At 39.4% G+C, this 19,215-nt stretch carries 18 protein-coding genes and 4 pseudogenes; 11 read left to right on the top strand and 11 right to left on the bottom strand.

Going from position 1 to position 19,215, the window contains the following annotated elements:
• The 4 pseudogenes from MKL32_RS16150 to MKL32_RS16260 all read right to left on the bottom strand — a co-directional run.
• A pseudogene (locus MKL32_RS16150) lies at nucleotides 1-322 on the bottom strand (IS1595-like element ISAju1 family transposase); the annotation flags it as partial.
• A gap of 47 nt (nucleotides 323-369) precedes the next feature.
• A pseudogene (locus MKL32_RS16145) lies at nucleotides 370-555 on the bottom strand (hypothetical protein); the annotation flags it as partial.
• Between the two features lie 13 nt (nucleotides 556-568).
• Nucleotides 569-1,467: pseudogene (locus MKL32_RS16265) on the bottom strand (potassium-transporting ATPase subunit KdpA).
• 46 nt (nucleotides 1,468-1,513) lie between these two features.
• Nucleotides 1,514-2,263 (bottom strand): annotated as a pseudogene (locus tag MKL32_RS16260) (potassium-transporting ATPase subunit KdpA); the annotation flags it as partial.
• A gap of 487 nt (nucleotides 2,264-2,750) precedes the next feature.
• On the opposite strand from MKL32_RS16260, the gene MKL32_RS16135 reads away from it, so the two are divergent.
• Together MKL32_RS16135 and MKL32_RS16130 are read left to right on the top strand one after the other, a co-directional pair.
• Entirely contained in the window at nucleotides 2,751-4,277 is a 1,527-nt protein-coding gene (locus MKL32_RS16135) for a long-chain fatty acid transporter (protein ID WP_125318334.1), read from the top strand.
• Nucleotides 4,278-4,533: 256 nt separating this feature from the next.
• A complete protein-coding gene (locus MKL32_RS16130) occupies nucleotides 4,534-5,763 on the top strand; it encodes an OmpP1/FadL family transporter (protein ID WP_125318333.1) in 1,230 nt (409 codons plus the stop codon).
• Nucleotides 5,764-5,852: 89 nt separating this feature from the next.
• Here MKL32_RS16130 and thrH read toward each other — a convergent pair whose 3' ends face one another.
• Nucleotides 5,853-6,470 carry a bifunctional phosphoserine phosphatase/homoserine phosphotransferase ThrH gene (thrH, locus tag MKL32_RS16125; protein WP_004908629.1) on the bottom strand — a complete coding sequence of 206 codons (618 nt, stop codon included), beginning with the start codon at nucleotides 6,468-6,470 and terminating at the stop codon, nucleotides 5,853-5,855.
• A 171-nt stretch (nucleotides 6,471-6,641) separates the two neighbouring features.
• On the opposite strand from thrH, the gene MKL32_RS16120 reads away from it, so the two are divergent.
• On the top strand, nucleotides 6,642-7,373 hold the full coding sequence (locus tag MKL32_RS16120; RefSeq protein ID WP_004950650.1) for a phosphoadenylyl-sulfate reductase: 732 nt from the start codon (nucleotides 6,642-6,644) through the stop codon (nucleotides 7,371-7,373).
• Between the two features lie 182 nt (nucleotides 7,374-7,555).
• Nucleotides 7,556-8,941 carry a WS/DGAT/MGAT family O-acyltransferase gene (locus tag MKL32_RS16115; RefSeq protein WP_151830198.1) on the top strand — a complete coding sequence of 462 codons (1,386 nt, stop codon included), beginning with the start codon at nucleotides 7,556-7,558 and terminating at the stop codon, nucleotides 8,939-8,941.
• Between the two features lie 34 nt (nucleotides 8,942-8,975).
• On the opposite strand, the gene MKL32_RS16110 is transcribed toward MKL32_RS16115, so the two are convergent.
• The 6 genes from MKL32_RS16110 to MKL32_RS16085 form a co-directional block, all read right to left on the bottom strand.
• Nucleotides 8,976-9,149, bottom strand: coding sequence for a PA1571 family protein (locus tag MKL32_RS16110; protein WP_004775299.1), 174 nt, complete (start codon nucleotides 9,147-9,149; stop codon nucleotides 8,976-8,978).
• Nucleotides 9,150-9,285: 136 nt separating this feature from the next.
• Nucleotides 9,286-10,740, bottom strand: coding sequence for a ribonuclease G (gene rng / locus MKL32_RS16105; RefSeq protein WP_004908637.1), 1,455 nt, complete (start codon nucleotides 10,738-10,740; stop codon nucleotides 9,286-9,288).
• Nucleotides 10,741-10,785: 45 nt separating this feature from the next.
• A complete protein-coding gene (locus tag MKL32_RS16100; protein ID WP_125272456.1) occupies nucleotides 10,786-11,352 on the bottom strand; it encodes a Maf family nucleotide pyrophosphatase in 567 nt (188 codons plus the stop codon).
• Entirely contained in the window at nucleotides 11,340-11,831 is a 492-nt protein-coding gene (mreD, locus tag MKL32_RS16095; protein ID WP_004908641.1) for a rod shape-determining protein MreD, read from the bottom strand. The genes MKL32_RS16100 and mreD overlap by 13 nt, the downstream gene beginning before the upstream one ends.
• A complete protein-coding gene (gene mreC / locus MKL32_RS16090) occupies nucleotides 11,818-12,675 on the bottom strand; it encodes a rod shape-determining protein MreC (protein WP_004908644.1) in 858 nt (285 codons plus the stop codon). Before mreC ends, mreD begins: the two co-directional genes overlap by 14 nt.
• Before the next feature lie 17 nt (nucleotides 12,676-12,692).
• A complete protein-coding gene (locus MKL32_RS16085; protein ID WP_004908648.1) occupies nucleotides 12,693-13,733 on the bottom strand; it encodes a rod shape-determining protein in 1,041 nt (346 codons plus the stop codon).
• Nucleotides 13,734-13,866: 133 nt separating this feature from the next.
• On the opposite strand from MKL32_RS16085, the gene gatC reads away from it, so the two are divergent.
• The 7 genes from gatC (at nucleotide 13,867) to MKL32_RS16050 (ending at nucleotide 19,183) form a co-directional block, all read left to right on the top strand.
• A complete protein-coding gene (gene gatC, locus MKL32_RS16080) occupies nucleotides 13,867-14,184 on the top strand; it encodes an Asp-tRNA(Asn)/Glu-tRNA(Gln) amidotransferase subunit GatC (RefSeq protein ID WP_004908649.1) in 318 nt (105 codons plus the stop codon).
• A gap of 53 nt (nucleotides 14,185-14,237) precedes the next feature.
• Nucleotides 14,238-15,716 (top strand): Asp-tRNA(Asn)/Glu-tRNA(Gln) amidotransferase subunit GatA, encoded by a 1,479-nt coding sequence (gene gatA, locus MKL32_RS16075; protein WP_005402135.1) that lies wholly within the window; start codon nucleotides 14,238-14,240, stop codon nucleotides 15,714-15,716.
• Nucleotides 15,716-17,185, top strand: coding sequence for an Asp-tRNA(Asn)/Glu-tRNA(Gln) amidotransferase subunit GatB (gene gatB / locus MKL32_RS16070; RefSeq protein WP_270900760.1), 1,470 nt, complete (start codon nucleotides 15,716-15,718; stop codon nucleotides 17,183-17,185). The genes gatA and gatB overlap by 1 nt, the downstream gene beginning before the upstream one ends.
• Nucleotides 17,186-17,244: 59 nt before the next feature.
• Nucleotides 17,245-17,550: a hypothetical protein gene (locus tag MKL32_RS16065; RefSeq protein ID WP_039047140.1), complete on the top strand. Its 306-nt coding sequence runs from the start codon at nucleotides 17,245-17,247 to the stop codon at nucleotides 17,548-17,550.
• 124 nt (nucleotides 17,551-17,674) lie between these two features.
• Nucleotides 17,675-18,091 (top strand): FRG domain-containing protein, encoded by a 417-nt coding sequence (locus MKL32_RS16060; protein ID WP_052242920.1) that lies wholly within the window; start codon nucleotides 17,675-17,677, stop codon nucleotides 18,089-18,091.
• A 112-nt stretch (nucleotides 18,092-18,203) separates the two neighbouring features.
• Nucleotides 18,204-18,578 carry a hypothetical protein gene (locus tag MKL32_RS16055; protein ID WP_052242919.1) on the top strand — a complete coding sequence of 125 codons (375 nt, stop codon included), beginning with the start codon at nucleotides 18,204-18,206 and terminating at the stop codon, nucleotides 18,576-18,578.
• Nucleotides 18,575-19,183 carry a hypothetical protein gene (locus MKL32_RS16050; RefSeq protein ID WP_039047139.1) on the top strand — a complete coding sequence of 203 codons (609 nt, stop codon included), beginning with the start codon at nucleotides 18,575-18,577 and terminating at the stop codon, nucleotides 19,181-19,183. The genes MKL32_RS16055 and MKL32_RS16050 overlap by 4 nt, the downstream gene beginning before the upstream one ends.
• The last annotated feature ends 32 nt before the right edge of the window (nucleotides 19,184-19,215 follow it).

Below are 19,215 nucleotides of genomic sequence, written 5' to 3'. Positions count from 1 at the left end.
TGTATACGTTTCCATCTCTTTTGAGTAGTCCAAATACAATGGTTTTTCCTGATGCACCACGTCCACGTTTTCCTCGAATACGACGAGCACCAAAGTAGGATTCATCAAGTTCAACGATACCGTTGAAAGGAGATATTTCCTCACATTGTGCCGCAATCTTTTTACGCAACCTGATGTAAATTGTATTGATGGAACGTACAGAAATATTGGTGAGTTTAGCTGTATCTGAAGCAGTTAAATCCATGGCAAAAAAGCGAATGATCTGTCTGAATTTTGCCTCTGTGATTCTTGAACGGGAATAGTATCTATTTTTTGCTTTCATATAAGGAAGTTACCATACTTTTTGATATGCTTAACTTCCTAAGCCCCCAGTAAAATACCAAATCCAAAACTGGTGTTACCTATCAACGTTGCCACGATGGTCAACACAGTTCCAATCCATACACATGCCATCACAGGATTTTTAAAGGCATGCTGTGGTAATAATTTATAAAAGGTTTGCTGAATAATTTCTTTATTCAAGATATCCATTTGTGTCGCATTAGAGAGATTCATGGTGCTTGCTCCACTAGATCTTTACAGATAAATAATCAGCAATTGGTCCAATCACCAACACTGGCATAAATTGTAAAAGCGTTAAAATCAGTACAATTCCGATTAAAGTCAGCGCAAATGTAGACGACTCAATCTGTAATGAACCCTTGGTCTCATCTGCTTTAGGTTTGGTTGCTAGGCTGACTGCAATTAAAACTGGAATGATCAACACGCTATAACGACCTGCTAATAACGCAACATTGGTACTTAAATTCCACCATACAGTGTTGTCGGCTAAACCTTCAAAACCAGAACCATTATTGGCAAACGCAGACACATATTCATAAAAGACTTGGCTAATAGCATGCGATGCAGGGTTTGTATTTCCTGTTAAAGATGGGAAAGCGATGGCGATTGCAGTTAAACCAAGAATCACCACTGGTTGTAAGAGAATGACCAATGCCAATAACTTAATTTCAGTGACTTCAATTTTTCGTCCAAATAATTCAGGCGTGCGACCTGTCATCAAACCCGCGATAAATACGGCTAAAAATAGATAGATAAAAAATTGTAATAAACCACAACCAATCCCCCCCAAATGGCATTGATCAGCATATTGCATAGCTCAACCAAACCCGTAAATGGTGAAGCTGAGTCATGCATCATATTGACCGAACCATTATTCACCTGTGTGGTTAAACTTCCCCACAAAGCAGAAGCTTCAGCTCCAAAACGGACTTCTTTACCCTCCATTAATGCAACATTAGGAATCAAGGAGGATTTTTCAGCCCACAAAGTGAATAATGTAGAAACCAATGACATCAACAACATTGTGCCCAAAATCATCCACATTAATTTTTTGCGTTGCACAAAACGACCAAGCATAAACACAACCGACATTGGAATCAGTAAAATCGCAAGTATCTCCAGCATATTCGATAATAGCGTTGGATTTTCTAAAGGCACACGGACCATACCAACCACCACCATTACTGCCTAATTGCTTGATCGCCACCATCGGTGCAACAGGTCCAAGAGGAATATGCTGGGTCTGAACTTCAGTGCTTCGATCTAAAACTTGCGCAGTTGGACCAGCAGAAAGTGTAGATGGCACACCTTGAAAAGTCAGTAATAGAGAAAAAACTAAACCCAAAGGAATAAAGAATCTGAATAATGGTCGGATCATATCCATCCAATAATTTCCAAGATTAATCTGTGACGCATTTTTGGATTTAATATTTTCCAAAGCTTGATCTTTGGGCTGTAAAAATAAAGCTCTTAACATGGCTGTTAACAAAGCCAAACCCATAATTGGAGATAAATATTGCAAACCAACGATCACAGTCATTTGCGACAGATAAGACAATTGAGCCTGTCCTGAATAATGCTGTTGATTGGTGTTGGTTAGAAATGAAATCGTTGTGTGTACTGCTAAATCCCAATTCATATTTGGAATACGATCTGGATTCAACGGTAACCAAGCTTGCGTCATTAAGATCGCTATACTTATACCCAACAACAAAAGATTACTGAGGATAAATGCAGCAAGATATTGTCGCCAATTCATACCCACTTGTTTCACGTTCAAAATGGAATAATTTGGTTGTTCGATCCATTTAAAGAAACGATCGCTTCTCATTGGTTGAGCTTGCATCACATCTGCAAGATAGCGTCCTAATGGATAGGCTAAAATCAATGCAAGGATAAATACGGAAATAAATTCCCACATAGCACATGCCATTAAAAAAATAAGTCAGCACTAGTATGGAAATTGACTGCGTAAATTCTCTATGTTAGAAAAAGTGAACCGCGTAAATTTTCTGTAAAATTTATATGAAAAATTATTTGATCAGAGAAATTGCACATATATGACAAATTATGTAGATAGAATCTAATTTTTTACAAAAAATCTTTGACCTAATAAAAATTTTTTTTTGCAAAAATGCAATTATTTGAGTACGAAAATTCAAACTAAAACTTTATATATTTCATCATATTATCAATAAAAACACATATGTATATAATTATTTATAGCATTTTTTATCCATTTTCATGCAATCATTCGTACTGGATAGTTCATTTAGAATATTTACTCTTATTCTAATTATGGTATTTTTGTTACATGAAGTTATAGCCAAATACATTTAATAATCAGTTTGGCGTGCCAATCATAGCTTCTTTACTTAAAAATCTTGAAATTCAAGGAAAGATTTAAAATGAAATTAAAACATCTTAGCACTGCCATGATCTTAGCGACGCTACCTGCAACTGGAGTTTTTGCAGCAGCTTTAGACCGCTCAGGTCAATCAATGTCAGCTTTTTTCCAACCAGGTAATTATTTTGAAGCTGGTCTTTCGGTTCTAGATCCAACAGTAGAAGGTAAAGAAGCTGGCGGAACACCAACTCAACGTGAAATTGGTGACATGGGTGACGATTACATGTTCCCTAGTGCAGCTTTAAAACTTCAACTTACAGATAATATTTCTTTTGGGTTACTTTACGACCAACCTTTTGGTGCAGATGCCAAATACACAGGTGAGAACGTATTTGTTTCAAGCCCAAATGATGGAGTATTAAGTCAAAAGTCTTTATCTGATTTATCAACTAAGTCTATTAGCCAATTAGTAAATGCAGCTGGCGCTTCATTTGGACCAGCTCTTCAACAGGTAACTAATCAGACTGGCGGTAATCCAGCAAACCCAACTCAACAAGAAATTCTGGGCGCATTACAACGGGTTGCTCTTGCAGGTAATGTCACTGTTGCAGGTGGTTTACAAAAACTTCAACAAACGAACGCGGCTTTAACTGCTGCAAAACCTTATCTTGGCTCAAGCACTGGTTCAAATAGCACACAAGTTGAAGTCGATACTCAAAACATTTCTATGGTTTTTGGTTTCCAACCGAATAAAAACCTAAACTTCTACGCTGGTCCAGTCATTCAAACCATCAAAGGTAATGTGAGCCTTCGTGGTCAAGCTTATAGTGTTTATAACGGTTACGATGCAAAAATCAAAGAAACCACTGGTCTAGGCTGGTTAGCAGGTGCTGCGTATCAAATTCCAGAGATTGCACTTAAAGCATCTCTCACATACCGCTCTGAAATTGATCACGATGCTACAACGACTGAAACTTTATCATTATTAGATTTCCCAGCATTACAAAGCGTACTTGCAGGTCTAGGTGTGACAGCAGCACTTCCTACAAATGGTGCTAAAACAGAAACTAAAATCACTACGCCACAATCTGTAAACCTTGATTTCCAGACAGGTATCATGGCAAATACAGTTGCTTTTGCTAATGTACGCTGGGTAAATTGGAAAGATTTTTCAATCCAACCATATACTTTTGGTCAATTGTCTAAAGCACTTGGTGCTCCTGGTCTAGTTGCTGGCAAACCAAACGGTTTTAACCTGGTTGAATACTCTGATGATCAATGGTCTGTAAACACAGGTATTGGTCGTAAGTTAAATGAACAATGGGCAGGTAACGTGTCTGTGGGTTGGGATTCTGGCGCGGGTAACCCTGTAACGACTTTAGGTCCAACAGAAGGTTATTGGAATGTAGGCTTTGGTGTTCAATATAGTCCTACACCTGCTACATTTATTTCTGGCGGTGTGAAATACTTCTGGTTAGGTGATGCTAAAGCACAAACTGGTGCACAATCTGGTACTAATGAGTATGTAGCTACTTTTGAAGACAATAATGCTATCGCTTACGGTTTAAAGATGGGTTACCGTTTCTAATCAACACGTCGAATAAAAAAGGCCATCATTTGATGGTCTTTTTTATACCTACCATTATCACGTAAATACAAATATAGAAAAAATAAATTAGTAAAATATTAACTATAAAAATACAATCAAAATTAATTATTTAACTCAAGCATCTTTCATGACTTTAGCAGTTCATTTATTGACATTTGTACAATATTTGCATTGAAAAAAATTATGTTACTTTGCGCTCCTTTCTAGTTCCATCTTGAAATGCGAGACATTTTTAATGAAGCTTCATGCTATTACTAAAGCTATTCTTTTGTGTACGGTTCCAGCAGGTTCAACATTTGCAGCTGCACTTGACCGCTCTGGTCAGTCGATTGCACCCTTCCTACAACCCAATAATTATTTTGAAGCAGGTCTAACAGTACTTGATCCAAATGTTACAGGTCAGGATACCTCTCAAAACAATACTGGTAATATGGCAAATCATTACTACTCTCCACATGCTGCATTAAAGATTCAAGCCACTGAACAACTCTCAGTCGGACTAATTTATGATCAACCCTATGGTGCTGATGCAGAATATAAAGGAAAAAGTAATTTCATTGAAAGTCGCCCCCTACCATTCAAAGGTGGTACATCAGTTACTGTTGATACTGAAAATTTAAATTTATTATTTGGTTTTCAACCTAACCAAAACTGGAATCTTTATGCTGGCGCAGTTTACCAAACACTAGACAGTACAGTCCTATTACGTGGAACGAGTTATAGTGCTTATAGTGGCTATGACTTTAAAACAGGTAAGGATGAGGCGGTAGGCTGGTTAGCAGGTGCAGCATATCAAATCCCCGAAATTGCTCTCAAAGCCTCGATCACTTACCGCGCTAAAATCAAGCATGAGATGAATGCTTATGAAAACCATGGTATTGCGGGAATGACGGGCAATGCTGGTTTTGATGCTATTTTAAATAAAATTAATAATTCTGAAGGCACAACTGAAATCACCACACCTCAATCAGTGAACTTTGATTTCCAGACAGGCATTATGGAAAATACAGTGGCATTCGCCAACCTACGTTGGGTGAACTGGAAAGATTTTGCGATTCGTCCATACAAGTTCGGTGCCGCTTCTGTATTACCACCAATTGTTGCAGCAACAGGTAAAAAAGATGGTTTTGATCTAGTAGCCTATACAGAAGATCAATACTCAATTACTGCTGGTGTAGGTCGTAAAGTGAATGATCATTGGGCAGGTAATGTATCGATTGGTTGGGACTCAGGTGCAGGTAACCCTGTGACCACATTAGGACCAACAGAAGGATATTGGAATGTTGGTTTAGGTATCCAATATAGCCCTGCTCCCAACTACTTTATTGCTGGTGGAGTAAAATATTTTTGGTTGGGTGATGCCAAAGCACAATCAGGCTCTCAGTTTAATACACCGAATTATGTTGCTGAATTTGAGAATAATGACGCCATCGCTTATGGTATGAAAATTGGTTATAAATTTTAATTATTGATTCAAGATAAAAGGCGCTATTTAAGCGCCTTTTATCTTTTAATTTTCCACAACATATTTAAAAGATAGTTGAGGGAAATCGATTATTCAGGGATATTACGTTGTGATACAGAACGAATCGCCTGTTTCAATGCTTCATAACCATGAAGTGGTGGAAATTGTGGGAATTCAGCAATCACATTTGCTGGTGCATCGAACAGGAAACCGTGATCAGCTTCACCAAGCATTGTCGTATCATTATAAGAATCACCAGCGGCAATCACACGGAAATTCAAACCATGTAATGCTTTTACAGCCTGACGCTTTTGATCAGGTTGACGTAATTTATAAGCCGTAATCATGCCATTTTCATCTGTCTCAAGCTTATGACAGAAAATTGTCGGCCAACCTAACTGCTTCATCAATGGATGTGCAAACTCATAGAATGTATCTGACAGAATAATCAATTGAAAGTGTGTGCGTACCCATTCAACAAACTCTTTTGCACCTTCAAAAGGTCCCATGTCTGCGATCACTTCTTGAATATCATTTAATCCTAAACCGTGCTCTTTTAGGATGTTTAAACGTTGAGTCATTAAGACATCGTAATCTGGAATATCACGTGTGGTCGCCTCGAGCTCTTTAATCCCTGTTTTTTTTGCAAAATTAATCCAGATTTCCGGAACTAACACCCCTTCAAGATCTAGGCATACGATTTCCATGAATGCTTCCAATGTTGGTTAAAAATTGCTGTATCATACCATTAACATTTTCACTTTTGCGCTGTTGTTGAAGAAAACGATTTTATTCTGCAAGATTAAAGTCGAAAGCAAGCAAACGGTTTTGCTTAGAATGATTTACAATTGTGCCCAAGCCTATCGCCAGGAACATTCATGACTGTTATTCCGACTATTGACCATGTAGATGCGCTCGCTGCTGAATATGCAGATAAATCACCAAGAGAAATTTTAGAATTAGCCTTGAGTCAAGAAGGTGAAATTGCCATTTCATTTTCAGGTGCAGAAGATGTAGTTCTCATTGACATCGCATCTCGAATTGGCAAACCTTTTCGTGTTTTCAGTTTAGATACGGGCCGTTTGCACGCAGAGACCTACCAATTCATCGAAACAGTCCGTAAACACTATAATATCAATATTGAAATTTGTTTTCCCGAATCTGCTGCAGTGCAACAATTGGTCAATGAAAAAGGGCTATTTAGTTTTTTTGAAGATGGTCATCAAGAATGCTGCGGTGTACGCAAGGTACAACCTCTACGCAAAAAATTAGCGACTTTAGATGGTTGGATTACAGGGCAGCGTAAAGATCAAAGCCCGACACGTAGTGATGTACCTGTAGTTCAAGCTGACGTTGGGTTCTCAGGTGAAGGTAAACAACTTATCAAATATAACCCACTTGCAAACTGGTCAAGTGCCGATGTGTGGAGTTATATCCGCATGATGGAAATTCCATACAACCCACTACATGAACGTGGTTTTATTTCCATCGGTTGTGAGCCATGCACACGCGCAGTTCTCCCGAACCAACACGAACGTGAAGGTCGTTGGTGGTGGGAAGAAGCGACCCACAAAGAATGCGGGCTTCATGCAGGCAATCTCAAAAAATAAAAAATCACGAGAATAATAACTAAAACCACTGATTCATCAGTGGTTTTATTTTTATTAACTACTGTGTACAAAGTCATATTTTAACCAGAACAAACCGTATATACTTAGTTTAACGGTTCAATAATTCTAATAAGAGCTCAAAGAGTATCTTATAAAAAATGCAATGAGAGGCTATATCTGCTATGCGCCCATTACACCCTATTGATTTTATTTTTCTTTCACTAGAGAAAAGACAACAGCCAATGCATGTTGGCGGTCTTTTTCTATTTGAGATTCCAGAAAATGCGTCACCCACTTTTGTACATGACTTAGTCCAAGATATTCGTCAATCCAAAAGCATTCCTGTGCCACCGTTCAATAATCAGCTCAATGGTCTTTTTTGGGGAGAAGATCCAGAGTTTGATATTGACCACCATTTCCGCCATATCGCCCTACCCAACCCTGGCCGTATTCGTGAATTACTAGTTTATATTTCACAACAGCATAGCTCATTGATTGATCGCGCTAAGCCACTTTGGACATGTGATATTATTGAAGGCATTGAAGGCAATCGCTTTGCAATGTATTTCAAAATCCACCATGCGATGGTCGATGGCGTAGCGGGTATGCGTCTAATTGAAAAATCATTATCTAAAGATCCAAATGAAAAGCATGTAGTGCCTTTGTGGTGTGTTGAGGGTAAACGTGCAAAACGTTTAAAAGCACCAAAACCACCATCTGTTAGTAAAATTAAAGGCATTATGGATGGTATCAAGTCACAACTTGAAGTAACGCCGAAAGTCATGCAAGAGCTTTCACAAACCATCTTCAAAGAAATTGGTAAAAATCCAGATTACGTTTCAACATTCCAAGCACCACCTTCGATTTTAAACCAACGTGTCAGTTCTTCACGTCGTTTTGCAGCTCAATCTTTTGAGCTTGATCGTTTGCGTAATATTGCTAAATCATTGGGTGTGACGATCAATGACGTAGTATTAGCAGTCTGTGCCGGAGCTTTACGTGAATATCTGATTAGCCATGAAAGCTTACCGAAGAAACCGCTTATCGCAATGGTTCCTGCCTCACTGCGTACAGATGATTCTGATATAAGTAACCGCATCACCATGATTTTGGCAAACCTAGCTACACACATTGAAGATCCAATCGAGCGTCTACAAATCATTCGTCGTAGCGTGCAAAACTCTAAACAACGTTTTAGCCGTATGACTGCTAATGAAATTTTGAATTATAGTGCACTGGTATATGGTCCTGCAGGACTCAATATTGTTTCGGGTATGTTGCCAAAACGCCAAGCATTTAACCTTGTGATTTCCAATGTACCTGGTCCACGTGAACCATTGTATTGGAATGGAGCGAAACTTGATGCACTTTATCCGGCATCAATTGTGATGGATGGTCAGGCGTTAAATATCACAATGACCAGTTATTTAGATAAATTAGAAGTAGGGTTGACCGCTTGTCGTAATGCGTTACCAAAAATGCAAAATCTACTCACGCATTTAGAAGATGAAATTCAACGCTTTGAAGCTGCAATTTTGAGTTTGCCTAAACAGGCAGCTGAAGGTTAAACCTGAAAAAAATTAAGGGGCTTTAAATTGCCCCTTATTTTTTAATCGTTCTGCAACGCTGTAAAAGCTGATGGCAGGCTGATCGAATCATCGCAGTTGTGATCTGCACTTCTTTACCTTGGCTATCCACCATGTAACATGTATTAACTGGGTTACTGTCCAAAACATGTTTAAAACCGTGGTTCACTAATCTTTCACTTACATTCATAATTATAGACCTCATTATTGTTGGCTAAGACATCCGAAGATGCCTATGGCTAATCTTATGGTTCTAGTATTTAAAATTCGTGATAGAAAGTAAAATTTCAGTTGTAACAAGGATTAAGCGAAATCTTGTTACAACTTTAGCTTAAAATGATATCGTATTGCTCTTGCGTATATAAATTTTCAACTTGGAATTTTATGACGCGGTTCACAAAATGCTCTAAATCCGCGACGGCTGGGGCTTCTGCTGTTAAAAGTCGGTCAATTACTGCTGGATGCGCAACAACAGTAAAGCCACTCTTCGAATCAAAAGCACGTGCATAGCGCAGAATTTCTCGAAATATTTCGTAACACACTGTCTCTGCTGTTTTCACATATCCACGCCCCTGACAAGTTGGGCAGGATTCACAAAGCAAATGTTCTAAAGACTCGCGTGTTCTTTTACGCGTCATTTCAACCAAACCAAGCTCAGAAACCTGAGTAATTTTGGTTTTAGCATGATCGCGCTCTAGCATTTTCTCAAACTGTCGCATGACTTCGGCACGATGCTCGGCTTCTTGCATGTCAATAAAATCAATAATGATGATACCACCCAGATTCCGCAAACGAAGTTGGCGTGCGATTACCTGTGTTGCTTCCATATTGGTTTTAAATACAGTGTCTTCTAAACTACGACCACCTACATACGAACCAGTATTTACATCGATCGTGGTCATCGCTTCCGTCTGGTCAATCATCAAATAACCACCAGACTTCAATGCGACACGCGTCTGTAATGCTTTTTGGATGTCTTCTTCAACGTTATATAAATCAAATAACGGTTTTTCACCAGGATAATGGATTAAGCGGTTTTCAATAGAAGGCACAAACTCATGGACAAATTCACTCAACTTGCCATGAATTTCCCGTGAATCGACATATATCTTGGCAGTTTCATCGCTAGCTAAATCACGAACAATACGTTGAGGTAGAGGTAGTTCTTCGAATATCAGCTCTGGTGTAGAAACTTCTTTTTGTTTGCGTTGAATAAATTCCCATAATTTACTCAGATAACACATATCCTGAGCAATTGAGGCTTCATCCACACCTTCTGCTGCAGTTCGTACAATCACACTGCCGGGTAGTTTATGTTCAGTCTGAATATGCTCAATTATACCGCGCAAACGATCACGCTCTTCTTCTTGTTCAATACGTTGCGATACACCAATATGATTTCCATATGGCATCAACACCAAATAACGTGAAGGTATTGAAAGGTCTGTGCTCAGGCGTGCGCCTTTAGTCCCCAACATATCTTTCATCACTTGAACAGTAAGGGTCTGTCCAGGATGCAAAAGCTCGAAAACATTTGGCGTAGGCTGTGAACGCGGCCAAACCATGTCGTTGATATGTAGAAATGCTGTACGAGATAAACCAATATCCACAAAAGCAGCTTGCATGCCTGGTAACACACGCACAACTTTACCTTTATAGATATTCCCCACGAGACCACGTTTCACAGTACGTTCGACAAATAACTCGTTTACTGTACCGTTTTCAATTAAAGCTACACGACATTCCATCGGCGTAACATTAATCAGCAATTCTTCTGCCATAACCAACTCAAAACTTTTATAAAAATTCTTATACCCGAAAGTGTATTAGCCAAATGCCTTAACGCTTTCTAATAACTGTGCTGTCTCATGTAAAGGCAAACCCACAACATTGCTATAACTTCCTCTTATTTGAGGAATAAATCGCGCAGCAATACCTTGAATAGCATATGCCCCTGCTTTACCTATAGGTTCACCCGTGTCCCAATACGCTTCCATTGCGCTTGAGCTAAGCTGCATAAACTCAACCTGAGTACGTACCACATCACTTAACATTTTAGATCGAGATGCAACACATATGCCTGAATATACGTCATGCCATTGACCTGATAACTGAGTCCAAATCTCAAAAGCATGCTGTTTTGAATCAGGCTTACCAATAATTTTACCTGCAAAACTCAAACTGGTATCAGCAGCGATCACAATTGCATCAGGATACAGAGTTAAAATAGCTTGGGCTTTTTCACGAGCCAAGCGTTCAACATAACACTTAACGCTTTCATCAGGATAAACCGTCTCATCCACATCAGGACTATGAACCTTAAAGTCCAAGCCCAGTTGTGTTAACAGCTCCTGCCGTCGAGGCGAGCTTGACGCAAGAATTATATTCGCCATTTATGTAAACAGTAATACACAACAGGCCATGCCAAAGTTGTCGTCAAAATAGGTTGCCAATGACGAGCAATTGAGAAATGAGTACCTGAAATAGTCTGACTAATCCATAAAAACAACAAATGCGCGATAATCGCAAGTATCGCAATTACCCATGAATTGCCAAAAGTGAGAATACGTCTTTCGCGAATAAAATAACGTGTTCCAAACGTAATGAACACAAAACTAAGTGCGTTCAATCCCAGTGGTGCATCGAGCAATAGATCAGTAAAAATCCCTATTGCAAATGCAAACCACACTCCACACCAAACAGGCTGATAAAGAATCCAAAACAACATGATCATCATCATGATTGGCGGGCGCCAACCCGCTGCTTCGTATGAAATTGGATAGATAAGCAGTACTGAACCAATCAAAATCGAAATAATGATCATCCAAAGTGGATCTTTTCGTTTCTCATAATTTAGTCTAGCGATCGGCATAAGGTTGCTCCTTCGCTAAAGACTCTGAAAACAGAATCACGACGTGATGACCACTGGCCAATTGTGCTGCTGGTTGAACACCAATCTCAGCGAATTCACCCGATGTATGACGACTCACTTTGGACACTGTTCCGACTAAATAACCCGCAGGAAAGTGTTCACCTAAACCTGAACTAAAGACCTTATCCCCGATTTTAATATTGGCACTGGTTGGGACATAATCCATTTTGAGTTGACCCAAATCACCTTTACCAGAAACGATCGCTCGCATCCCCGTACGTTCTAAGCGAACAGACAATGAATGTTCTTTATCAGAAAGCAACATGACGCGTGAACTATGCGGATAGACATCAACCAACTGCCCCATAATCCCTTTATCATCCAAAACTGTTTGTCCAACTTTTAGATGATCAACAGAACCACGGTTGATAATAATAATGTGACGTAATGGATCAGCATCTGTTCCAATCACTTCTGCGATCTGCATACGCCCATCAATAATTAATGGCGTATCCAAAAGCCCTCTTAAACGGTTATTTTCCGCAGAGAGTTCAGATAGTTTCTGTAATCGAACTTGAGCTTGTAGAAGTTCAGCTTGCATTGCGGTGTTTTCACGGCGCAATTGAGCTTCAGATTTGGTTTGTTGGTTAAGCCATTCTCTCGACAGTACAGGATAGCTTGCCAACGCATAAATTGGATTATACGCGGCATACAAGACATCCCTTGCAGGTTGAATCACATAAGGCATGCGCCAGTCAAAGAACAGCACAACCAAGCATGTAATTACCGCAATGACAAATGAGCGAAAAGATGGCGGTTGTCTTGAAAAAAGATTCGGTTGCACCGCCTAGTCCTTATGATTTAGCCAACAAAAAGCATGTCATGGTTTGGATTATCAAAGAATTCTAAAACTTTACCGCCACCACGTGTCACGCAAGTTAAAGGATCTTCTGCAACAACAACAGGAAGACCAGTTTCTTGAGCAAGAAGCTTGTCTAAGTTGCGAAGCAATGCACCACCACCAGTCAACACGATACCACGCTCTGCGATATCCGAAGAAAGTTCAGGAGGAGTCTGTTCAAGAGCTGACTTAACTGCACTTACAATGCTTTGTAATGGATCAGCAATCGCTTGGGTAATTTCATCAGAAGTTACAGTGATAGCACGAGGTACACCTTCAGCCAAGTTACGACCACGTACTTCGATTTCAAGTGTTTTGCCATCTGTTACAGCCATGCCGACTTCTTTCTTGATGACTTCAGCCGTTGTTTCCCCAATCACGCAACCATGTGCTTTACGAACATAATTAATGATTTGTTCATCAAATACATCGCCACCAATACGAAGTGAATCTGCGTAGACGCAACCTTGTAGCGAGATAATTGCGATTTCAGTGGTACCACCACCTACATCTACAACCATCGAACCACATGCTTGCTCAACTGGCATACCTGCACCGATCGCTGCTGCCATTGGCTCTTCGATCAAGCGTACATCGCGAGCACCAGCATTAAATACTGCTTCACGGATCGCACGACGCTCAACCAAAGTTGATTTGCATGGCACACACACCACAACACGTGGCGCAGGTGGGAACAAACGCTTTTCATGTACTTTGCCGATGAACTGATTCAACATGGTTTCAGTTACTTCGAAATCAGCAATTACACCGTCTTTCATAGGACGAATTGCTGATATATTCGCTGGTGTACGACCTAACATTTGTTTAGCATCAAGACCTACAGCAGCAACAATTTTTTGCGAACCGCTATGGCGAATTGCCACTACAGTTGGTTCATTTAATATAATGCCACGGCCTGGTGCATAAATAAGTGTATTTGCAGTACCTAAATCAATGGCTAAATCCGGCGAAAACAGGCCAATTAGTCGTTTTAGAATCACGGGGGCGTTCTCAATTAAACTTTGTATGGATGCAAGGTGGCAACTTTAACGAAATGTGATGCTTTGAACAAGTCAATCGCTTATTATAACGCACGATATTTTACAATTTTTTGATACTGAATTAGGTAAAGTTATGTCTACATCATCTGATGCTCAGCAGACAACGGACTTAAATGCACAGACCGTTTCAGCAATCGCGCACCTTGCTCGCTTATCACTAAGCGACTCGCAATCTACTGAATATGCTGAAAGTTTAAATAAAATCCTTGGTATGATGGAAAGCTTAAAAGGCATTAATACCGATAATGTTGAGCCTTTAAAGAGCCCATTTGACAATCCTCAGCCTTTACGTGCCGATGTGGTCACCGAAACGAATCATCGTGATGAATATCAGGCTGTAGCCCCTGCTACAGAAGCAGGTCTATACCTTGTCCCTCGCGTAATTGAATAATTTCTATTCAATTAACTCATATTTTATATTTAGAATGTAAAGAAATTTTTCATATGACAGATTTACATCGCTTATCCATCCGTGAACTCTCTGAAGGCTTAAAACAAGCCCAATTTTCGTCACGTGAATTGACTGAACATTATTTAAAACGTATTGCCAAAATTGACGCAAAAGTAAAGAGTTATGTGACGGTTACAGCAGAACAAGCATTAGCAGAAGCGGATGCCGCTGATGCTGCCTTGAAAGCAGGTCATGCACATGCACTCGCAGGCATTCCACTTGCTCATAAAGATATTTTTTGTACTCAAGGGATCAAAACCACTGCGGGTTCAAAAATGCTCGATAACTTCATTTCACCTTATGACGCAACTGTGGTTGCTAAAGCTAAAGCTGCGGGTCTTGTGACTTTAGGTAAGGTGAATATGGATGAATTCGCTATGGGTTCAACGTCTGAAAGCTCGTACTTTGGTGCGACAGGTAACCCTTGGGCATTAGATCATGTTCCAGGTGGTTCATCAGGCGGTTCTGCAGCAGCTGTGGCAGCCGATTTAGCGCCTATTGCGACAGGCACTGATACAGGTGGTTCTATTCGCCAACCTGCTTCATTCTGCGGCTTAACTGGTTTAAAACCGACTTATGGCCGTGTATCTCGCTTTGGTATGATTGCGTATGCATCATCATTGGATCAAGGTGGCCCAATGGCACGCTCAGCAGAAGACTGTGCATATTTGATGAATGTGATTGCTGGTCATGATGCTAAAGACTCAACTTCTGTAGACAAAGAAGTCGATGACTACGTTGCTAACCTAAACGGTACAGCGGTGAAAGGTTTACGCATCGGTATTCCAAAGCAATACTTCAATGTCGCTGGTTTGGATGCAGACGTGAAAGCCCGCGTTGAAGAGTCATTGAAAAAGCTTGAGGAAATGGGTGCAACTTTGGTTGAGATTGATCTCAACATGACTGAAGCCTACGTTCCGACTTACTATTTGATCGCACCTGCGGAAGCGTCATCAAACTTGTCACGTTACGATGGTGTTCGTTATGGCTACCGTTGTGAAAATCCAAAAGACATTTTAGACCTCTACAAACGTTCACGTTCAGAAGGTTTTGGTGCTGAAGTACAACGCCGTATTTTGATCGGTACTTACGCTCTGTCTGCAGGTTACTACGATGCTTACTATGTGAAAGCACAGAAAGTACGTCGTTTAATCCAACAAGACTTCCTCAAAGCATTTGAAAATGTCGATGTGATTGCAGCGCCATCTGCACCAACGACTGCGTACAAAATCGGTGCGAACCTCAGTCCAACTGAAATGTACTTGGGTGATATTTATACTCTTGCTGTGAACTTGGCGGGTTTACCAGCCATCAATGCTCCTGTTGGTTTCGATAAAGACAGCTTACCTGTTGGTTTACAGTTGATTGGTAACTATTGGTCTGAATCACAATTGCTCTCGATTGTGCATCAATATCAACAAAACACAGACTGGCATACCAAACGTGCGGCAATTGCTGAGGAGAATGCATAATGACTGAAGCTCAAAAGTTGAAATTAATTGACGGTTGGGAAGTCGTTATCGGGATTGAGATCCACACGCAGTTGGCGACCAAGTCTAAAATCTTCTCTGGTTCATCAACTGAATTTGGTCAAGACCCAAATACTCAAGCCAGCCTTGTTGATTTGGCGATGCCGGGTGTATTGCCTGTATTGAATGCCGAAGTCGTTGATCTTGCGATTCGCTTTGGCTTAGGGATCGATGCGTATATCGATCAAGCATCAGTATTTGCACGTAAGAACTACTTCTACCCTGATTCCCCAAAAGGCTATCAAATCAGCCAAATGGACAATCCAATCGTAGGCTTAGGTCATATCGACATCCAACTTGAGGATGGCACTGTAAAACGCATCGGCGTGACTCGTGCCCATCTTGAAGAAGATGCTGGTAAATCCATCCATGACCAATTCGAAGGGATGTCTGGGATTGACTTAAACCGTGCAGGTACACCATTACTTGAAATCGTGTCTGAACCTGATATGCGTTCCGTTGAAGAAGCTGTGGCTTATATCAAGGCGATTCATACATTGGTGCGTTGGTTAGGTATTTCTGACGGGAACATGGCTGAAGGCTCTTTCCGTGCCGACTGTAACGTGTCATTGCGCCGTCCAGGTCAACCTTTTGGCACACGCTGTGAGTTGAAAAACCTCAACTCATTCCGTTTCATTGAACAGGCGATCAATGTTGAAATTGAACGCCAGATGGAAATTTTGGAATACGGCGGCGAGATTGATCAAGAGACTCGTTTGTTCGATCCCAACAAGATGGAAACTCGCTCAATGCGTTCAAAAGAAGAAGCGAACGACTATCGCTACTTCCCTGATCCTGACTTGTTACCAGTGATCATTTCAAATGAGCAAATTGAAGCGGCACGCGCTGCCCTGCCAGAATTGCCTGCTGCACGTCGTGAGCGCTTTATTGCTAACTTCGGCGTGACTGAATACGATGCACATGTATTAACGCTGTCACGCGAAATGGCAGACTTCTACGAGGCTGTTGTAGCTGCTGCTGGCGGTGCGAAGCAAGGTAAAGTTTCAGCAAACTGGGTGATGGGTGAATTCTCAGGTGCTTTAAACAAAGCAGACCTAGATTTAGCAGACTCTCCTGTTTCAGCTGAGCAATTGGGTGGCATGATCGCACGTATTGTCGATAACACTATTAACGGCAAAATTGCGAAGCAAGTGTTTGGCTTTATGTGGGAAGCAGAAGGAAAATCTGCAGATGACATTATTGCTGAGAAAGGCTTAAAGCAAGAAACTGATACAGGTGCGATTGAAGCGATTATCAAAGAAGTACTTGCAGCCAATGAAAAAATGGTTGAAGAGTACAAGTCTGGTAAAGAAAAAGCCTTTAACGGTCTTGTTGGTCAAGTCATGAAAGCTGCGAAAGGCAAAGCGAACCCTGCGCAAGTGAATGAATTAATGAAGAAATTGATTGGTTGATTAATTCGCTAATTAATTGATTTCATGTTATAAGAACCTCGCTTAATGCGGGGTTTCTTATGAATCAGACTATTGCATATATATCTACAACTTCATCCTATCTAAAAGAAATAATCGATAAAAAGAGCTTAAGGATTTTTGCTGCTGACTTAATACTTTCTAATGCATCAACCGAACTTCAAATTTTTTATAAAATATTAGATAGTGAAAAACTATCTTGGTTAACTCATATCCCCTTTATAATCACAAATGAATTAGGCGACATCTATTTATGTAAATTGAAAAATGCCGTATATGAAAAAGAAAATTCAATTATAGAATTTTCTTTTATAAATACCCAAAAAAAAGATTTATTCAAAAAATGATATTATCGAATTAGATTCACTAAATAGATTTAGAAGAGATGAAAGCGATATACTTATTCAAATTATCACCTTAGATAAAGAAAATATTTATATTAATCATATAAAAAATTATAGTGATGATTTATTGTATTTCAATCCCGAACTATTCAGGAAAATAATAGAAGATTCCAATGAAACTGAGAAAGAAAGCGTAACAGATTTAGAATCTTTCTTTAGAAAAATGATTAAACTAATAAATATTGAAAATCCAGATTTCAATGAAAGATTTTTTAGAGGGCATTCTTCATTAACGTATAGGTTAGAACCTTCAAATTTTAGATTTTATAATGGGAAAAGAGTTTATCTACATAATGAAGATAAACTTTATAGAGAATTAATTATAAATGAACCCCTCCCATTTAATGACGATAAAAATGCTCTAGAAATTTTGACTAGAATGCAACATTTTGGTTTATATACTAGATTATTGGATATAACTTCTAATCCGTTAACTGCTTTATTTTTGCTTGTCAGAATAAAAATAATGAAGATGGAGAAGTAATTATTATTAGACCAAACAAAAAAATATTAAATATTATGACTCTGATACGGTTAGTTGTATAACAAATATTGCTAAACTTAATATAAATGACAAAAATAGCCTTACTTATTTTTTGCTTAAAAAACCATTTCCTAACAAGCTAAATTATAGCCTAACTTCTCATAAAAAATTCTTACATTTTATTAAAGAGGAAAAACCCTATTTTCAAAATTTAGTTAAACCAAGCGATTTAAACCGTGTTATATGCATTAAAAGCAAACTTAACAATAAACGTATCTTAGCTCAAACTGGAGCGTTTTTGTTATTTGGTCTAAAAGCTAAAATGAATGAAAGATCAGATTCAGACTATCAAATTCATAGAATTAGAATCGCTGGTTCTGCTAAATCGAAAATTTTAAAAGACCTAGATCTTATAAATATTAATCTTAGAACAATTTACCCTACTTTAGAAAACACTGCAAAATACTTGCAAGACAAATACAAATGAATATCAAAAAAGTATCCTCTATTACTAAACTTGAAGACTTAGGACGTATCCAACTTTCAAAGTCTTTCTTCATGCGTGACTTCCTCTATAGCGAAATCGCTAATTGGTATGGTGTACCCAACTTCCCCGATCATCCTGAAAAAGCCATCTACACAGGTACACAACTGTGCGAGCAACTGCTCGAACCACTCCAAGATAAATTTGGACGAATTACGATTCGCTCGGCATATCGTTCTCCAAGCGTCAATCAACTCGGCAATGAAAAAGGACATAACTGCGCCAGCAACGAGAAAAACTTTGCCAGTCACATTTGGGACTATCCCGATGCAAAAGGTTATGGGGCAACGGCGTGTATTGTCATTCCATCATTTTTAGAGCTATATGAAAAAGATCAAGCCAATTGGCAACAACTCGCCTATTGGATTCATAATAATTTGAATTACAACCACCTACAATTTTTCCCAAAACTTTGTGCATTTAATATTGGCTGGCATGAACAACCGAGAAAAGAAATTCATAGTTTTATTAAAGGCTATCAAGGCAATTTAAAAGTGACACCAGAACCCAATCCTGAATATGAAAATTTTTATCCCGATTTGATGTAAGTGCTCTGCCTAAACGCTTTTTCCAAAAGGAG

Source organism: Acinetobacter sp. AOR34_HL, from assembly GCF_027854795.1.
GTDB classification, from domain to species: Bacteria; Pseudomonadota; Gammaproteobacteria; order Pseudomonadales; family Moraxellaceae; genus Acinetobacter; species Acinetobacter junii.
This window is presented reverse-complemented; position numbering and strand designations above follow the sequence as displayed.

Excerpts from the sequence above, each read along its gene's own strand:
- rng (WP_004908637.1), bottom strand. The coding sequence starts at position 10,740 with ATGGCAGAAGAATTGCTGATTAATGTTACGCCGATGGAATGTCGTGTA.
- MKL32_RS16050 (WP_039047139.1), top strand. The coding sequence starts at position 18,575 with ATGAATATCAAAAAAGTATCCTCTATTACTAAACTTGAAGACTTAGGA.
- thrH (WP_004908629.1), bottom strand. The coding sequence starts at position 6,470 with ATGGAAATCGTATGCCTAGATCTTGAAGGGGTGTTAGTTCCGGAAATC.
- gatC (WP_004908649.1), top strand. The coding sequence starts at position 13,867 with ATGTCTACATCATCTGATGCTCAGCAGACAACGGACTTAAATGCACAG.
- mreD (WP_004908641.1), bottom strand. The coding sequence starts at position 11,831 with ATGCCGATCGCTAGACTAAATTATGAGAAACGAAAAGATCCACTTTGG.
- gatA (WP_005402135.1), top strand. The coding sequence starts at position 14,238 with ATGACAGATTTACATCGCTTATCCATCCGTGAACTCTCTGAAGGCTTA.
- MKL32_RS16115 (WP_151830198.1), top strand. The coding sequence starts at position 7,556 with ATGCGCCCATTACACCCTATTGATTTTATTTTTCTTTCACTAGAGAAA.
- MKL32_RS16110 (WP_004775299.1), bottom strand. The coding sequence starts at position 9,149 with ATGAATGTAAGTGAAAGATTAGTGAACCACGGTTTTAAACATGTTTTG.
- MKL32_RS16100 (WP_125272456.1), bottom strand. The coding sequence starts at position 11,352 with ATGGCGAATATAATTCTTGCGTCAAGCTCGCCTCGACGGCAGGAGCTG.
- MKL32_RS16130 (WP_125318333.1), top strand. The coding sequence starts at position 4,534 with ATGAAGCTTCATGCTATTACTAAAGCTATTCTTTTGTGTACGGTTCCA.
- MKL32_RS16065 (WP_039047140.1), top strand. The coding sequence starts at position 17,245 with ATGAATCAGACTATTGCATATATATCTACAACTTCATCCTATCTAAAA.
- MKL32_RS16135 (WP_125318334.1), top strand. The coding sequence starts at position 2,751 with ATGAAATTAAAACATCTTAGCACTGCCATGATCTTAGCGACGCTACCT.
- MKL32_RS16120 (WP_004950650.1), top strand. The coding sequence starts at position 6,642 with ATGACTGTTATTCCGACTATTGACCATGTAGATGCGCTCGCTGCTGAA.
- gatB (WP_270900760.1), top strand. The coding sequence starts at position 15,716 with ATGACTGAAGCTCAAAAGTTGAAATTAATTGACGGTTGGGAAGTCGTT.